Raw genomic sequence first — 14,269 nt, forward strand, 5'->3', positions numbered from 1 at the left:
CTCAGCAAAAATCCACACAAGTTGTTCTTTAGTTCTGCTTTTAAATAATGCCCTATACTGTCGTCCAGTAGTAGGTTGTTTACTCTATTGAGTAAGACTAAATAGCGCTAAACCTATGTGGTTTATCCTATTTAGCGAGCCGACTATCATATCACAATGGATTGGTTTGTCAAGCTTTTTATTTAATTTGTTTCAGTAAGTTAAGAAGTTGATTTGACTAATATTATTAGTCTTAATCTCGTCCTGTCCCTTAATGAGGTGCGTATTATAGACGCTTTAATTTGGAAGTCAAGAATTAATTTAAAATATTTTAAAGTAATTGGTTAGGCTTCGGTTTTTAGAATAATAAGTCATTCTTTAACCTGCCTTCCCTTTCGACTGGGTGGCATTATACGCGCTTTTAGATGGGGGTCAAGGGGGATATAAAAAATATTTAACATTTTTTTGATATTGAGCTTATTACACTCATTATATCTTTCTAACTGATTGTTATGGCTCACAATTTATATTTACCGTTATACTGCTATAAATCAAAAAGAGTCTACCTTTTGGTAAACCCCTTTTATTGTAAGAACATTAACTGTTTTAACTGCTAGCTTTTGCCCTAATCGTAGTAACGATACCTGACAGCGCATATATAATACCAATCGCTAAAATACCAACTGGAATATCATATAGTATGATGCTCATAACCAATACACCAACGATGAGAACCACAAATGGGACTTTCTTTTTATCAAATTCTTTAAAACTATAGTATTTAATATTACTGACCATCAGCAAACCGCAGATAACAACCCAAGCGGCAAACAAGAACATAACAGCAGTATCATATTGTCCGACCCATTCATTATGATCGACAGCAACCATAACAGCGGACGTGACCAATATAGCGGCCAATGGACTAGCTAAACCGACAAAGTATTTTTTATCGACTTCGCCTATCTGTACGTTAAACCGTGCCAAACGAAAGGCACCACAAGCCGTGAAAACGAAAGCACAACCTAGTCCAAAGCGTCCTAAAGGCTCTAGGGCAAAGCTATAAATTAAGATAGCTGGCGCAATACCGAAGGCGAGCATATCGGCAAGAGAGTCGTACTGCTCACCAAAGGGGCTTTGTGCATTAAGCATACGTGCGACTCGGCCATCAGCCCCATCAAGAATGGCGGATAAAAAAATTGCTAAGGATGCTTTGTAAAATTCACCTTGGGTACTAGCCAAAATCGAATAAAAGCCAGATAACAGTGACAATGTGGTTATCAAGTTTGGCGCTAAATAGACACCGCGGCTGACCACAGGCTTACCTTCTGCAACTTCTGTCTCAATCACCTCAAAAGTTAAGCCATCGTAATTATCATTATCCGCTAAGCGAATATTAAATTCATGCTCATCAATAAAAGGCGGCTGAGTCGCTGCGCTGTCGTTTAGGTTATTGTGAGGTGGCTGCTCGGTCGTCATAATGGTATCCTTATTCGCCAACTAGCCAGCGTACATTGGTTGCACTATCAGGCGTTAAGTTTGGCGCATCAGCTACTTTTAAAGCAGGCTGTAAAAACCGTAATATTTCACGTGCATGATTGTCAAACTGCCACGGCGGATTGATTACCAAAAGCCCCGTTCCATTGAGACCAACGGCAACATCGTTTGGATAAATATTTAGCTCACAGATCAGTTGGCGTCTCATCTCTGTACGCTTGAGTTTTTTGTAAAACAGCTCTACAGCTTCGATGTTTTTGATCGGGAACCATAAGGCATAAGTACCTTGTGGCCACTTGTTATAAGCAGCAACGAGTAAATTGATAAGACGCGTAAAGTCTTTATGCTCTTGTTCATAAGGAGGGTCTAGAAAAATAAGGCCGCGGCGCTCGGCTGGTGGAATCACGGCGGTGACTCCTTCAAACGCATCACGATGATGAATGCCTATTGGTAGTTTATACAATTGGTAGTTGAGCGCGTCATACTCGCTGGCTTTTGCCTCAAACGCTTCACCGCGTACGCCAGTGTCTGGGTTTTTTTCAATATGATGAGCAATCCACCATGGCGAACCAGGGTAGACTTTATTATCATAAGTAGATTTGGCCTGCTTGATGCCTTCCATATAATCTTTGACAGCCGCTGGTGCTTGCGCCATTTCAGCATCATCAAGCTTTAGCAACGCTTTAATGCCACCTTCGGCTTCTCCAGTTTTGCGCGCTTCTTCACTGCTTAGTGAATAAAGACCGCGACCACCGTAAGCATCGAGCGTATAAAAAGGTTTGTTTTTTTGGCTCAGCTGATTAAGCAGTTGTACCAATAAAATGTGTTTCACCACATCAGCAAAGTTACCAGCGTGGTAGGCGTGTTTATAGTTCATAATCTCAAAAGTTTAAATAAGAAAAATTGCATCTATGGTAGCATAGGCAGCGGAAAAGATAATGTGGTTTTGGTAAGCGCTTTTAATAAAAGGGCTTTGAATGCCAGCTAATTGACAATAGCGAGGTGAGATGACTAAGATTATTAGCAACCTAAATGTGACAGAGCTGGTGGTCAATCATCCGATAGGTCCTGACAATCCGCCGCAGCTTGCGCCTTGCACCGATAAAACCAGCGAAAAACCGCTCACTCAAGATGTTTTGCAGATGTCCGACTTTACTGTCAGTTGGGCAGATAAATTATCCGATAAACAGCTAGATAGGTTTGTGACTGATGGCTGGATAGTGGTGGATGAAGTGTTTGATTATGCGGCATTACAGGCTTTGCAAGCAGAGAGTGGTTTTGTTGAATATCGTGATGCCGAACTGACAGCTGGTGTGCGCATCAGTGACATACGCGGTGACCGCATTCGCTGGATCACAAAAAACTTCTTTGCAGGTTATTTTTATCTACAGAGTATCAATGCGCTTGCCACTTTGTTCAATCAAAGCTTGTTCGCAGGTATTCGTCATAGTGAAGCGCACTATGCCTGCTATCCGGCAGGCTTTGGCTATAAATGGCACAGCGACAATCCTGCGGGCCGCGATGAGCGCGTTATCTCAGCGGTTTTTTATCTTAATGATGAATGGACAGCCAGCGATGGCGGCGCGTTAGAAATCATTGATAAACATGGCAGCCATCACAGTGTCATGCCTGTTGCTAATCGACTGGTCATATTTGATAGCGATTTGCAACATCAAGTACAGATCGCTCATCGGCAACGCTACTCTATCGCAACATGGATGCGCCGAGATGGTTTGGTGCCGTTTGTTGAAGAGGGTTAAGTAAGCTATTTATTGTAGGCTGGGTTTTTAACCCAGCTTTTAAACTTCGCAAATGCAGAATGCTGGGTCAAAAACCCAGCCTACGCTCAATTCTGAAAGGTCTATCATGTCTAATAATAAAAATACTTTAACGCAAACTCATCAGCAAGACACACTAGAGTTAAGCATCGCTTTACTTGAGCGCCCTTCCGTCACTCCAGATGATGATGGCTGCCAAGATATTTTGTCGTCTCGCCTAGCGCAAGCAGGCTTTGACTGCGAGTTTATGTACTTTGGTAATAAAGAGCAGAGCGGCGAGCACGCGGAAGTCAAAAACCTCTGGGCACGCTGTGGTACAGCCGACCCTGTGATATGTTTTGCTGGCCATACCGATGTCGTACCGACGGGCGACGAGAAAAACTGGACCTATCCGCCCTTTACGCCAACTATAAAAGACGGCTATCTTTGGGCGCGCGGTGCAGCGGATATGAAAACGGGCATTGCAGCCTTTACCATCGCCGCCGAGCGTTTCGTTGCGAGTCACCCTGAGCACAATGGCTCGATTGCCTTTTTAATCACTTCAGATGAAGAAGGCCCTTCTATCAATGGCACGGTGAAAGTCATTGAAACCTTAGAGGCCCGTCAAGAAAAAATCACTTATTGCTTAGTTGGAGAGCCATCAAGTACTGATACGCTAGGCGATATCATCAAAAACGGTCGCCGCGGCTCGTTGGGTGCCGTGCTGACGGTCATTGGTAAGCAGGGTCATGTGGCCTATCCGCATTTGGCTTGTAACCCTATTCATGCGGCTACCTCCGCGTTAGCAGAACTCACGACGGCAACTTGGGACAGTGGCAATGACTACTTCCCCGCCACCTCTCTACAAATCTCTAATATCAATAGTGGTACTGGCGCAACCAATGTCATTCCCGAAACCTTAGAGGTCGTCTTTAACTTTCGCTTTTCTACCGAAACCAGTGAAGAAGAACTCAAAGCAAAAACCCATGCTATTTTTGATAAGCATTTTGAGAACAGTAGCGCCAGTTATCATATTGATTGGAAATTATCCGGTCAGCCGTTTTTAACCCCTGAAGGAAAACTGGTTTCAGCCTGTCAAAATGCGATCAAGTCAGTCACAGGTACAGACACGACGCTATCGACATCAGGCGGTACATCCGATGGGCGCTTTATCGCACCGACTGGTGCGCAAGTGGTTGAGCTTGGTGTCCGTAACGCCACCATTCATCAGGTTGATGAAAAAGTAGAAGTGGATGACTTGGGCAAATTGGCGCAGATATATGAAGGGATTTTGGAAAATTTATTATTGGATTAGTCGTAAATGATAAAAGCAAAAAAGCGCCATCTCATTTAGATTTGGCGCTTTTCTCTATTTTCGAGTTTGTTATTGCTTTACTATTTTTGCTTATGCATTCTCTTACTTAATAGAACTAAATCTTAGATGATAATCACTACTTTAGGAATATACAATAAAACAATTCTTATTTAATTAGCATTAGCTCTCATCTATATATTCAGGTACAGATATGGTTCCGCTGTCCGTAAGAAAATAAGTTTGACGCATCGGTTTAAATGGTGACTCTTTTGCTACATCCAACGAAAGATTAGACAGTAACCCAAATACAATATGTGCATATTCTAAGCAATCATATTTCCCACGACTATTTAAAGAGTTTTGTCGAAGCTCTGAAAACTGTTCAATGTATTTGTCGAAATGGTTTCTCTTACTACGGTCACTATATAATTCTGAGGGATTATCAGGTAAAGGGAAACGGACTGAAACCATCTCTTTAGAATCTGGTAAAACTAAATATTCTTGAATAGCATATAAGGGAAAGTTAGCCAAATTGATAGGAGCAGAGTGCATTACTAAATCACGATACTGGCCTAACTCATATAACCAACCTCCTTCACTCATCTCAATTTCAAAATAAGATTCTAATTCAGATTGTTTTTCAATTTCTTTTAAAGATTTGAATAATCCACTTGCTGAAGTTATTTCATACTTATAATTTTTACGAATCTCTCTGATTCTTTCTTTTAGAGAGCCTTTGCCAGAATAGTTATACACATACTCACATAAGTAGTCGCGCAGTATTCCAGCATCAAACAAAAAAGAGTGAAATTCCTGATAAACTAAATCAGTGAAACCATCCTGAAAACGTTGTCCATTTTTAAAACTATTTTTCAAAGCTAGCGCATTTAACTGATTATGATAAGCCAAGCAAAGGTTTCTCAAACGGTTATTTATTGAATTTAACTGAAAGTTAATTCTATTAGAAATATCATATGCGAGACCATTTTTATTGTGAAATGCTGATAAAGATAAACTAGCCCACTTATCCATAGCATCCCAATTAGGCCATATAGTGTCCTGTTCGACATAGCCTCTGAACTGCATTGGTGCTTTACCAGTAGCCTCAAGAGGGTTAGTTATAAAATCAACTCCTACAATCAATAAACTACATTTTTTAAGAGCATAATATAATTTACCAAATGTCTCTATTGTGATTTCACATACTTTCCCATCTATAGTTTTAGGCCATAATGTGATCACGTCACTTAGCGGTTCATTAGTAGCAAGAACTCCACCCGACAAATATACGATTCTTCCGCAATATGGCCAATCTTTATTCATAGTTATCCTATAATCTAACGATGGATTTACTTAATACCTATATAAAGGTCGACTTGGTCGTACTCTAAATTCCCATCGATATAGTGCTCAAAGTCTACATCAAAGTTGCGAGTGTGCTCACAGTTTGGATCATTAAAGTACTCCCATGCCTTTTCCCAAGCGTTCATCACCGTATTTGGCATATTGCCTGTTTCAGAGAAAACCAAATACTTGCCTGCAGGAATATTTACCGCGACCAAGCCGCCTGCAGGATTAAGAGCGTTTGATGCCTCAGCTTCACCCGTCACCTCCCAACTGGCCACCACATCAAAAGCGCCGACCAAATCATCGCTCTCATAATTGTGGTAAACGCCATAAATATCTTCACCTTCAGGCAAGTCGCCTATGTGGTTTTGATAAAATTTTTGCCATAAGCGGCCCAGTTTCGCCGTTTCATGGCTAATTTCAGCGTGATTGGTGGTACGAATGCTAATACCCTTACAAGCTATCGCTTCGGCTAACTCTTTAATTTGAGACGTCATGATGCTGCCTGCCCTGTTGTTCTCTGTTATTGTTATTCGATGTACTGTTAAAGAAGAAAATGGCCTTAATCAGCTTCATCTATCCAATTCATCTGAATGGCTTCTAAAATACCTTCGTTTGAGCGCTGCGGATCATCATCAAAGCCTTCAAGCTCAGTCACCCAGCGGTGCAAATCAGTAAAACGAATGTACTGCGGGTCGACCTCTGGAAACTTCTCATAAAGCTCAATGGCGATATCAAGGCTGTCTGTCCATTTTAGTTTTTGCGGGGTCATGGTGGCTCCTTAGCTTGTGTTAGTTAAAAATATTACGTTGAGTGGTGCGATCGCTTGTCGGTTCTTTTATCGATTTAGCAGCCTACATCGTACCAAACTTCGGCAGCCGATTATAGCCATGTTGTTTCGCCAAACTGCCTTAAGGTCAGCTAGTGAGCAATTGGCGCAGACTTTATCGCTACTTGATGCGCATTCCATGAGTCGATGACATCATTGGTCTGCTCGCCGAGCATATCCAATACCGCCGGCGCGCACTTACCTTTTTTATCGGTCAAGACAAACTTCGTCATCCCAATACCCATCAGTTGATGTTTGACAAAAAACCGCGTTTCAAAATACACGTATTTTTTATCCCAACCGACAAGCGCGCTATTTACCGCCATTTTATTAAGAAATTTGATTTCTTTAAGATAAACCATCTCTTGCATGGCGATAATCCAGCCAAGATTTTTCATCCCTTTTTGATGACAGCAAGTCATCAGCCAGTTGGTGATGTTTAATTCTATAAAGGACAAATAACGATAATTGGGCAGATGATCGCGAAACCCCATATCGTGCGGCAAGACACGGTACTGACGTACTATCGGTGCGGCCAACATCTCGGCGCTCAGACGCTGTTTTACTGACTGTTTATTACGCTGCTGTTTTAGCAAACTGATCATAATAAAAAAACGTATCAACATGTTCATAAATGACTCTCTTAATTCTGATTTTGTATAAGATCTAACTGAATAGAAAGATGGCCTACCTTAACGCAAAAAAGCCACCTAAGTGACTTTTTTATTTAAGAAAACATACTTAAAACTTGTGCTAAAAAGCTGATTTTAGCGATTAATGACCGCCGTCATTAATACTACGAACCATCTCTTCCACCATCTTTTTGGCATCGCCAAAGATCATCATGGTTTTGTCCATATAGAAGAGGCTGTTATCAAGACCTGCATAGCCGGTGCTCATCGAACGCTTGATAACCATGACCGTCTGCGCTTTAGTGACTTCCAAAATCGGCATACCAAAGATAGGTGAAGATGGGTCTTCTTTTGCTGATGGGTTGACGACGTCGTTGGCACCGATGACCAAGACCACATCGGTACTGGCAAAGTCGGAATTGATCTCATCCATCTCTAGGATATCGTCATAAGGCACGTCGGCTTCTGCCAATAGTACGTTCATGTGCCCTGGCATACGACCAGCAACAGGGTGAATGGCAAAGCGAACGTTGACGCCTTCGTCTTTTAGTAGCTCATATAGCTCTTTTACCGCGTTTTGCGCGCGGCCTTGTGCCATACCGTAACCTGGTACGATGACCACGTTACTGGCATTGGACATGAGGAACCCTGCATCTTCTGCTGAGCCTGCTTTGTATGTTTTTGGTGCGCCATCATCACCGCCAGCAGCGGCCGCTGACGTGCCCATACCGCCAAATAGGACATTGAGCAGTGAGCGATTCATGGCTTTACACATGATATAAGACAAAATCGCACCTGATGAACCGACGAGCGAACCTGCGATAATAAGCATTGAGTTGCCCAGCGTAAAGCCAATACCTGCTGCCGCCCAACCTGAAAATGAGTTCAGTAACGACACAACCACTGGCATGTCACCGCCGCCGATGGGCGCAATCCACATCCAGCCAAAGATCACTGCAATCACTGCCATCGCATAAAACGCGGGCAAGGAATCAGTGACAAAATACACCCCGCCAAACCCAATCATCGCTATAAATAGCAACGCTTGGACAGGCTTTACCCAGCCGCCCGTGACTGTTTTTGCCCAGCTTTTTGCTGCAAGCTTACCAAAAGCAAAGACAGAGGCAGAAAAAGTAATCGCACCGATAAAGCAACCGATAAATAGCTCAACACGGGCAACCGCGCCATGCTGCTGCTCGGTATGCAGTACCGTGGCCAGCGCAATCGCCACCGCCGCCAAACCGACAAATGAGTGCATCAACGCCACCGTTTCTGGCATTTGCGTCATCGCGACGGTTTTCGCTTTCCACATGCCGACGATGGCACCTAAGATCATCGCACCGATGATCAACCACAGTACAGGGCCTTCTGCTAAGAAAAAGGTAGTGATAACGGCAATTGCCATCGCTGCCATACCAAAGCGGTTACCACGGATAGCTGTCTTTGGACTCGACAATCCGCGTAACGTTAAAACAAAGAGGATAGCGCCGACCAAATAAAACCAATCTGCATTGGTGGCAATAAATTGGGTTAAATCGTTCATGCATCACCTCCGCTTTTCGTCGAACTGGCTTCAAGAGCAGGTGCTTTTTTTGCTTTGGGTTTAAACATCGCGAGCATCCGCTCAGTCACTGCAAAACCACCGAAGATATTGATACTGGCCAAAAATACGGCAAAGGCACCAAGCAAACTGGTCGAGGTAAACATCGAGCCGTCGATATGGACAGTCTGTAGCATCGCACCGACGATCACGATACTTGATAAGGCGTTGGTCACCGCCATCAATGGCGTATGCAGCGCTGGGGTCACGCCCCAGACGACGTAATATCCAACAAAGATAGCGAGTACAAATACGGTAAAAATCGCGACAAATGGTGTGCTACTCATGGCTGCACCGGCAGGCGCTGCCGCTAAAACGGTGGCAATCATCTTATCCTCCTAAAAATTTATTCGTGTCTGGCAAATGCATGGCGACCAGCAAGGGCTAGCGTTTGGCCAAGCGCACTTGATTGTCATGGGTCACTGCCAGTGCACCCTGAATCTCATCTTCCATATCTAAGTTCAGTGCCAGTTTGTTTGCTGACGCGTCATCTGTAGCGGCTGGTGCAATTAAAGTGGTGATAAAGTTGACAAGGTTATTGGCATACAAGTCTGATGACTGCGCTGCTAGCATCGACGGGATATTGGCCGCGCCAACGATACGCACGCCATTGTCTGTAGTGATGGTCTCATTTGGCACACTGCCCTCGACGTTGCCGCCTGTGCCAGCTGCCATATCGATCAGCACCGAGCCGGCTTTCATTTTGGCAAGGGTTGCCTGATGGACTAAGCGCGGAGCTTGACGACCAGGGATTTGTGCTGTGGTAATGACGATATCGGCATTGCTTAATGCTTTGTCGACGACTGCAGCTTGGTCTTTGATATATTGCTCTGATGGCGTCCACGCATATCCGCCCGTCGCCTTAGCTTTTTGTGCTTCATCGTCACTCATCGGCACATCCAGCCACTTACCGCCAAGCGACTCCACCTGCTCTTTTGCAGCAGGGCGCAGATCACTGGCTTCTACCACCGCGCCCAAACGCTTGGCTGTTGCGATGGCTTGTAACCCTGCAACACCGACACCCAAGATCACCACTTTGGCGGGTTTTACTGTCCCTGCCGAGGTCATAAACATCGGAAATGGACGCGAGTATTCATTGGCCGCAAGTAATACGGCTTTATAACCGGCAAGGTTGGCTTGTGACGACAGCACATCCATGTTTTGGGCGCGTGACAGTGTGCGAGGCAATAGCTCCATCGCAAAGGCTGTAACGCCTTTAGCAGCATAAGTGTCTAGCTTCGTATTGCGGTGAGGGTCTAGCATCCCAACGACGATTTGGCCTGCACTCAAACGCTCTGTCACTTCGGCGGGCAAGTCGTGAATGGTGGTAATGATTTGAGACTGGGCAATCACCTCGGCGCTGCTGCTGGCAATGTCGGCTCCTGCCGCCTGATACAGCGCATCAACATAGTAGGCTGCCTGCCCTGCACCTGACTGGATGACGACCTCAAACCCAAGCTTACGCAGTTTTTTGACCGCGTCTGGGGTTAGCGCGACACGGCTCTCGCTTGCGATATCTGCACTGATTACACCGATTTTCATACCGTCTCCTTACTTACTTCTAATGACTTTATTTACGTCTCAATGACTACCTGTAATACCCTCAACGCACATTTAAAAAGCACAGGGGACAAAAAAGCCCTTGGTCGTTGTTGGTTCAAGGTTTATGACCAAAGACTATCATTTTAATAAATGATAACTACGTCATCATCATGTCTTTTTATTATAGAGACATCATCCGCTAACTTTCATCGCCTAATGGTGACCAACAAGTAAAATTAAAAGTTAGGCACTTACACCATCTAGATAACTTTTATTGTTATATTAAAAACTTTTATTTTTCTACGAAAGCTAACCCCTTGCCAAACATAGCCTGCTGGTCATCTTAGCTACCTTTCGAATGTTTACTTTTCGTCGATAAAGCAGCAAAATCCCTCCAACCATGACGTCAAATCACGTTAAAATTGTATATAAGGTATAATCAGAGCACTTGACACCGCGACAGACAGGTCATTGACTTCACAGAATAAGGATTAACCATGTATTTTTTGCTCTCTCCTGCCAAGTCTTTAAATGAGACGGACGATATCCCTATAAATCTAGGCAACTACTATAGCCAGCCTGAGCTGATTGACCACGCGCAGGCACTAATGAAAATACTAAAGACAAAAGAGCCGGTTGATTTGCAAGCGCTGATGAGTATCTCGGATGATCTGGCGCAGCTCAATGCGGCGCGCAACCAGCAGTGGCAATGGGATAATGACAAACCTTTTACCACCGAAAACGCCAGACCCGCCGCTTATCTATTTGATGGCGATGTTTATACGGGTCTGGATATGTATGGTATGGACAAGGACACTGCCATCTACGTCAATGAGCATTTGGGTATTTTGTCGGGGCTATATGGCGTATTAAAACCACTCGACTTAATTCAGCCGTACCGCTTAGAGATGGGCACTAAGCTAAAAAATGAGCGCGGAGATAACTTATACGAGTTTTGGGGCGATGAAGTCACCAAGGTAATCAATGCACGGCTGGCAGATAGCGAAGACAAGGTATTGATTAACTTAGCGTCTAATGAGTATTTTAAGTCGGTAAAAAAGAAAGCGTTAAATGCTAAGGTTATCATGCCCAGATTTGAGGACGAAAAAAATGGCAACTATAAAGTGATTAGCTTTTATGCCAAAAAAGCGCGCGGCCTGATGGTCAAATACGCCGCTGACAATAAGCTGACCAAAGCGGAGCAATTAAAGCAGTTTGATTTGGCGGGATATTACTATGTCGATGAGCTGTCTGACGATAAGACGTGGACATTTCGTCGTAATGAGGCAGATGCGTAATCTTTTATAGTCGATGCACTCTAAAAAGAGCATAGCGCTACTGGGATGCTGTTTTTAAATGTAGGTTGCGCAGCCTCTGGGAACGCAGCACGCAAGTAAAATTTATACCAGTAGCGCGTTTAAATTTATCTAACAGTTTTATTTTCAACTGACCCTAGCTAAAACATACTTATTTTATATAGAAAAACCCCGATAAGCTTAGCCTATCGGGGTTTTATTTAGGAAAACTGGACTTAAAACCTTCATCAAAAAAGCCCTGCTATCTTAACGATAACAGAGCTCTTAATAGTCAAACAGACTTTATGACGTCAATCATACTTCTAGCGAAAAGCGATTTGTCGAGGAAGACGAGCGAAAATAGTACCTATTGTACATTGAGCGCGTCTGACAAAGAGAAATCGCTTTGTAGCAGAAGTAAAATTACATCATGCCGCCCATTCCACCCATACCGCCCATTCCACCAGCAGCGCCGCCCATAGCAGCCATTGGATCATCGCCTTCTGGTAGATCAGTAATCATCGCTTCAGTCGTTAGCATGAGGCCTGCAACAGAGGCTGCGTTTTCTAGCGCTGAGCGTGATACTTTGGCAGGGTCAAGGATACCCATCTCTAGCATATCGCCATACTCGCCACTCGCAGCGTTATAGCCATAGTTACCGCTACCGCCTTTCACTTCGTTGACGACCACTGAGGCTTCTTCACCTGAGTTGGTGACGATTTGACGAAGTGGAGCTTCCATTGCGCGGCGTAGAATGTTGATACCTGCGTTTTGGTCGTCGTTGTCGCCAGTTAAGTCAGACAAGGCACTCATCGCACGGACTAATGCAACACCGCCACCAGGGACGACACCTTCTTCAACCGCAGCGCGAGTGGCATGTAGCGCATCGTCAACGCGGTCTTTTTTCTCTTTCATTTCTGTTTCAGTAGCCGCGCCGACTTTGATAACTGCTACGCCGCCCGACAGTTTGGCCACACGCTCTTGTAGCTTTTCTTTATCGTAGTCAGAGGTAGACTTTGCGATTTGACGGTTGATAGACTCAACGCGATTATCGATGTCTGCTTTATTGCCAGCACCATCGACGATGACGGTGTTTTCTTTACCAACAGTGACTTTTTTCGCAGTACCCAATTGCTCTAGAGTCGCAGTCTCAAGGCTCAGACCAATCTCTTCAGAGATGACCGTACCGCCAGTGAGCGTTGCGATATCTTCTAGCATGGCTTTACGGCGATCACCGAAACCTGGTGCTTTAACGGCACAAGTTTTTAGGCCGCCACGCATGTTGTTGACCACTAGCGTAGCCAATGCTTCGTTTTCTACGTCTTCAGCAATGATTAGCAATGGCTTGCTTTGCTGCATGACTTGCTCAAGTAATGGCACGATTTCACGGATGTTGCTGATTTTTTTGTCAACCAATAAGATATATGGGTTTTCAAATTCAGCAGTTAGGCTGTCTTGCTTGTTGGCAAAGTATGGGCTGATATAACCACGGTCAAACTGCATACCTTCGACAACTTCTAGGGTATCTTCAAAGCTTGAGCCTTCTTCAACTGTGATAACGCCTTGCTTACCGACTTTTTCCATCGCTTGCGAGATCAGCTCACCGATTTTGGTGTCTGAGTTGGCAGAGATAGAGCCTACTTGGGCGATTGCTTTGTGATCATCAGCTGGCGTAGATAGGTTATGAATCTCTTTAACCGCTTCGCGTACTGCTTTGTCGATACCGCGTTTTAGATCCATTGGGTTCATGCCAGCAGCGACAGATTTCATGCCTTCTTGCAAGATTGACTGAGCCAATACGGTTGCCGTCGTGGTACCGTCACCGGCGACATCGTTGGTGCGGCTCGCGACTTCACGAACCAATTGTGCGCCCATGTTTTCAAATTTGTTTTCAAGCTCGATCTCTTTGGCAACCGACACACCGTCTTTGGTGATGGTTGGCGCGCCAAAAGACTTGTCGATCACCACGTTGCGACCTTTAGGGCCTAGCGTGACTTTTACGGCGTTTGCCAAAACGTTGACACCGTCCATCATTTGTTTACGAGCATCAATGCCGAATTTTACATCTTTTGCCATGTTAATTTACTCCATTATTATAAGTATAAAAATACAATCAAATAAGTCGATACAGTAATGTGCTAAGGGCTTAATATTACCTAAAAGAATTAACCTTCTAGCACACCCAATACGTCAGACTCTTTCATAATAAGTAGTTCTTCGCCGTCAACTTTTACCGTTTGACCAGCATATTGACCGAACAAAACTTTGTCGCCAGCTTTTACATCTAACGCGCGAGTTTCGCCGTTGTCACGAACCTGACCATTACCAACAGCCAGCACTTCACCTTGTGAAGGTTTTTCTTGCGCTGAACCAGGTAACAAGATACCACCAGCAGTTTTTGTTTCTTCTTCTATACGGCGGACGACGATACGGTCATGTAAAGGACGAATGTTCATCGATATGACTCCAAAAGTTG

14 protein-coding genes are annotated in these 14,269 nt (G+C 44.3%); 3 read left to right on the forward strand and 11 right to left on the reverse strand.

Annotation, left to right across the window (positions count from 1 at the left end; genetic code table 11):
* Positions 1–585: 585 nt before the first annotated feature.
* The gene (gene pssA, locus Q0895_RS02710) at positions 586–1,458 is read right to left on the reverse strand and encodes a CDP-diacylglycerol--serine O-phosphatidyltransferase (protein WP_299185355.1); all 873 of its coding nucleotides are present in this window, start codon (positions 1,456–1,458) and stop codon (positions 586–588) included.
* A 10-nt stretch (positions 1,459–1,468) separates the two neighbouring features.
* Positions 1,469–2,353 carry a 23S rRNA (adenine(2030)-N(6))-methyltransferase RlmJ gene (gene rlmJ, locus Q0895_RS02715; protein WP_299185356.1) on the reverse strand — a complete coding sequence of 295 codons (885 nt, stop codon included), beginning with the start codon at positions 2,351–2,353 and terminating at the stop codon, positions 1,469–1,471.
* Between the two features lie 130 nt (positions 2,354–2,483).
* On the opposite strand from rlmJ, the gene Q0895_RS02720 reads away from it, so the two are divergent.
* Positions 2,484–3,236, forward strand: a complete 753-nt coding sequence (locus Q0895_RS02720) for a 2OG-Fe(II) oxygenase (RefSeq protein ID WP_299185357.1) — start codon at positions 2,484–2,486, stop codon at positions 3,234–3,236.
* Between the two features lie 106 nt (positions 3,237–3,342).
* The gene (gene dapE, locus Q0895_RS02725; protein ID WP_299185358.1) at positions 3,343–4,548 is read left to right on the forward strand and encodes a succinyl-diaminopimelate desuccinylase; all 1,206 of its coding nucleotides are present in this window, start codon (positions 3,343–3,345) and stop codon (positions 4,546–4,548) included.
* Positions 4,549–4,728: 180 nt separating this feature from the next.
* Here dapE and Q0895_RS02730 read toward each other — a convergent pair whose 3' ends face one another.
* From Q0895_RS02730 to Q0895_RS02760, 7 genes are all read right to left on the reverse strand, one after another.
* Positions 4,729–5,871, reverse strand: coding sequence for a hypothetical protein (locus tag Q0895_RS02730; RefSeq protein ID WP_299185360.1), 1,143 nt, complete (start codon positions 5,869–5,871; stop codon positions 4,729–4,731).
* A 26-nt stretch (positions 5,872–5,897) separates the two neighbouring features.
* Positions 5,898–6,392: a GyrI-like domain-containing protein gene (locus Q0895_RS02735; RefSeq protein WP_299185361.1), complete on the reverse strand. Its 495-nt coding sequence runs from the start codon at positions 6,390–6,392 to the stop codon at positions 5,898–5,900.
* A 65-nt stretch (positions 6,393–6,457) separates the two neighbouring features.
* Entirely contained in the window at positions 6,458–6,667 is a 210-nt protein-coding gene (gene iscX / locus Q0895_RS02740; RefSeq protein WP_071003236.1) for a Fe-S cluster assembly protein IscX, read from the reverse strand.
* 149 nt (positions 6,668–6,816) lie between these two features.
* On the reverse strand, positions 6,817–7,356 hold the full coding sequence (locus Q0895_RS02745) for an acyl-CoA thioesterase (protein WP_299185365.1): 540 nt from the start codon (positions 7,354–7,356) through the stop codon (positions 6,817–6,819).
* A 142-nt stretch (positions 7,357–7,498) separates the two neighbouring features.
* On the reverse strand, positions 7,499–8,899 hold the full coding sequence (locus tag Q0895_RS02750) for an NAD(P)(+) transhydrogenase (Re/Si-specific) subunit beta (protein ID WP_299185367.1): 1,401 nt from the start codon (positions 8,897–8,899) through the stop codon (positions 7,499–7,501).
* Positions 8,896–9,243: a proton-translocating transhydrogenase family protein gene (locus Q0895_RS02755; protein WP_299185758.1), complete on the reverse strand. Its 348-nt coding sequence runs from the start codon at positions 9,241–9,243 to the stop codon at positions 8,896–8,898. Before Q0895_RS02755 ends, Q0895_RS02750 begins: the two co-directional genes overlap by 4 nt.
* A gap of 97 nt (positions 9,244–9,340) precedes the next feature.
* Positions 9,341–10,498: a Re/Si-specific NAD(P)(+) transhydrogenase subunit alpha gene (locus tag Q0895_RS02760; protein WP_299185368.1), complete on the reverse strand. Its 1,158-nt coding sequence runs from the start codon at positions 10,496–10,498 to the stop codon at positions 9,341–9,343.
* Positions 10,499–10,995: 497 nt separating this feature from the next.
* On the opposite strand from Q0895_RS02760, the gene yaaA reads away from it, so the two are divergent.
* The gene (gene yaaA, locus Q0895_RS02765) at positions 10,996–11,796 is read left to right on the forward strand and encodes a peroxide stress protein YaaA (RefSeq protein WP_299185369.1); all 801 of its coding nucleotides are present in this window, start codon (positions 10,996–10,998) and stop codon (positions 11,794–11,796) included.
* 420 nt (positions 11,797–12,216) lie between these two features.
* Here the strand turns inward: yaaA and groL are convergent, their stop codons facing one another.
* Positions 12,217–13,869, reverse strand: coding sequence for a chaperonin GroEL (gene groL, locus Q0895_RS02770; RefSeq protein ID WP_299185370.1), 1,653 nt, complete (start codon positions 13,867–13,869; stop codon positions 12,217–12,219).
* Positions 13,870–13,958: 89 nt separating this feature from the next.
* On the reverse strand, positions 13,959–14,249 hold the full coding sequence (gene groES, locus Q0895_RS02775; RefSeq protein WP_057758860.1) for a co-chaperone GroES: 291 nt from the start codon (positions 14,247–14,249) through the stop codon (positions 13,959–13,961).
* Between the last annotated feature and the right edge of the window lie 20 nt (positions 14,250–14,269).

This window comes from uncultured Psychrobacter sp. (genome assembly GCF_947495825.1).
Classification (GTDB): Bacteria; Pseudomonadota; Gammaproteobacteria; order Pseudomonadales; family Moraxellaceae; genus Psychrobacter.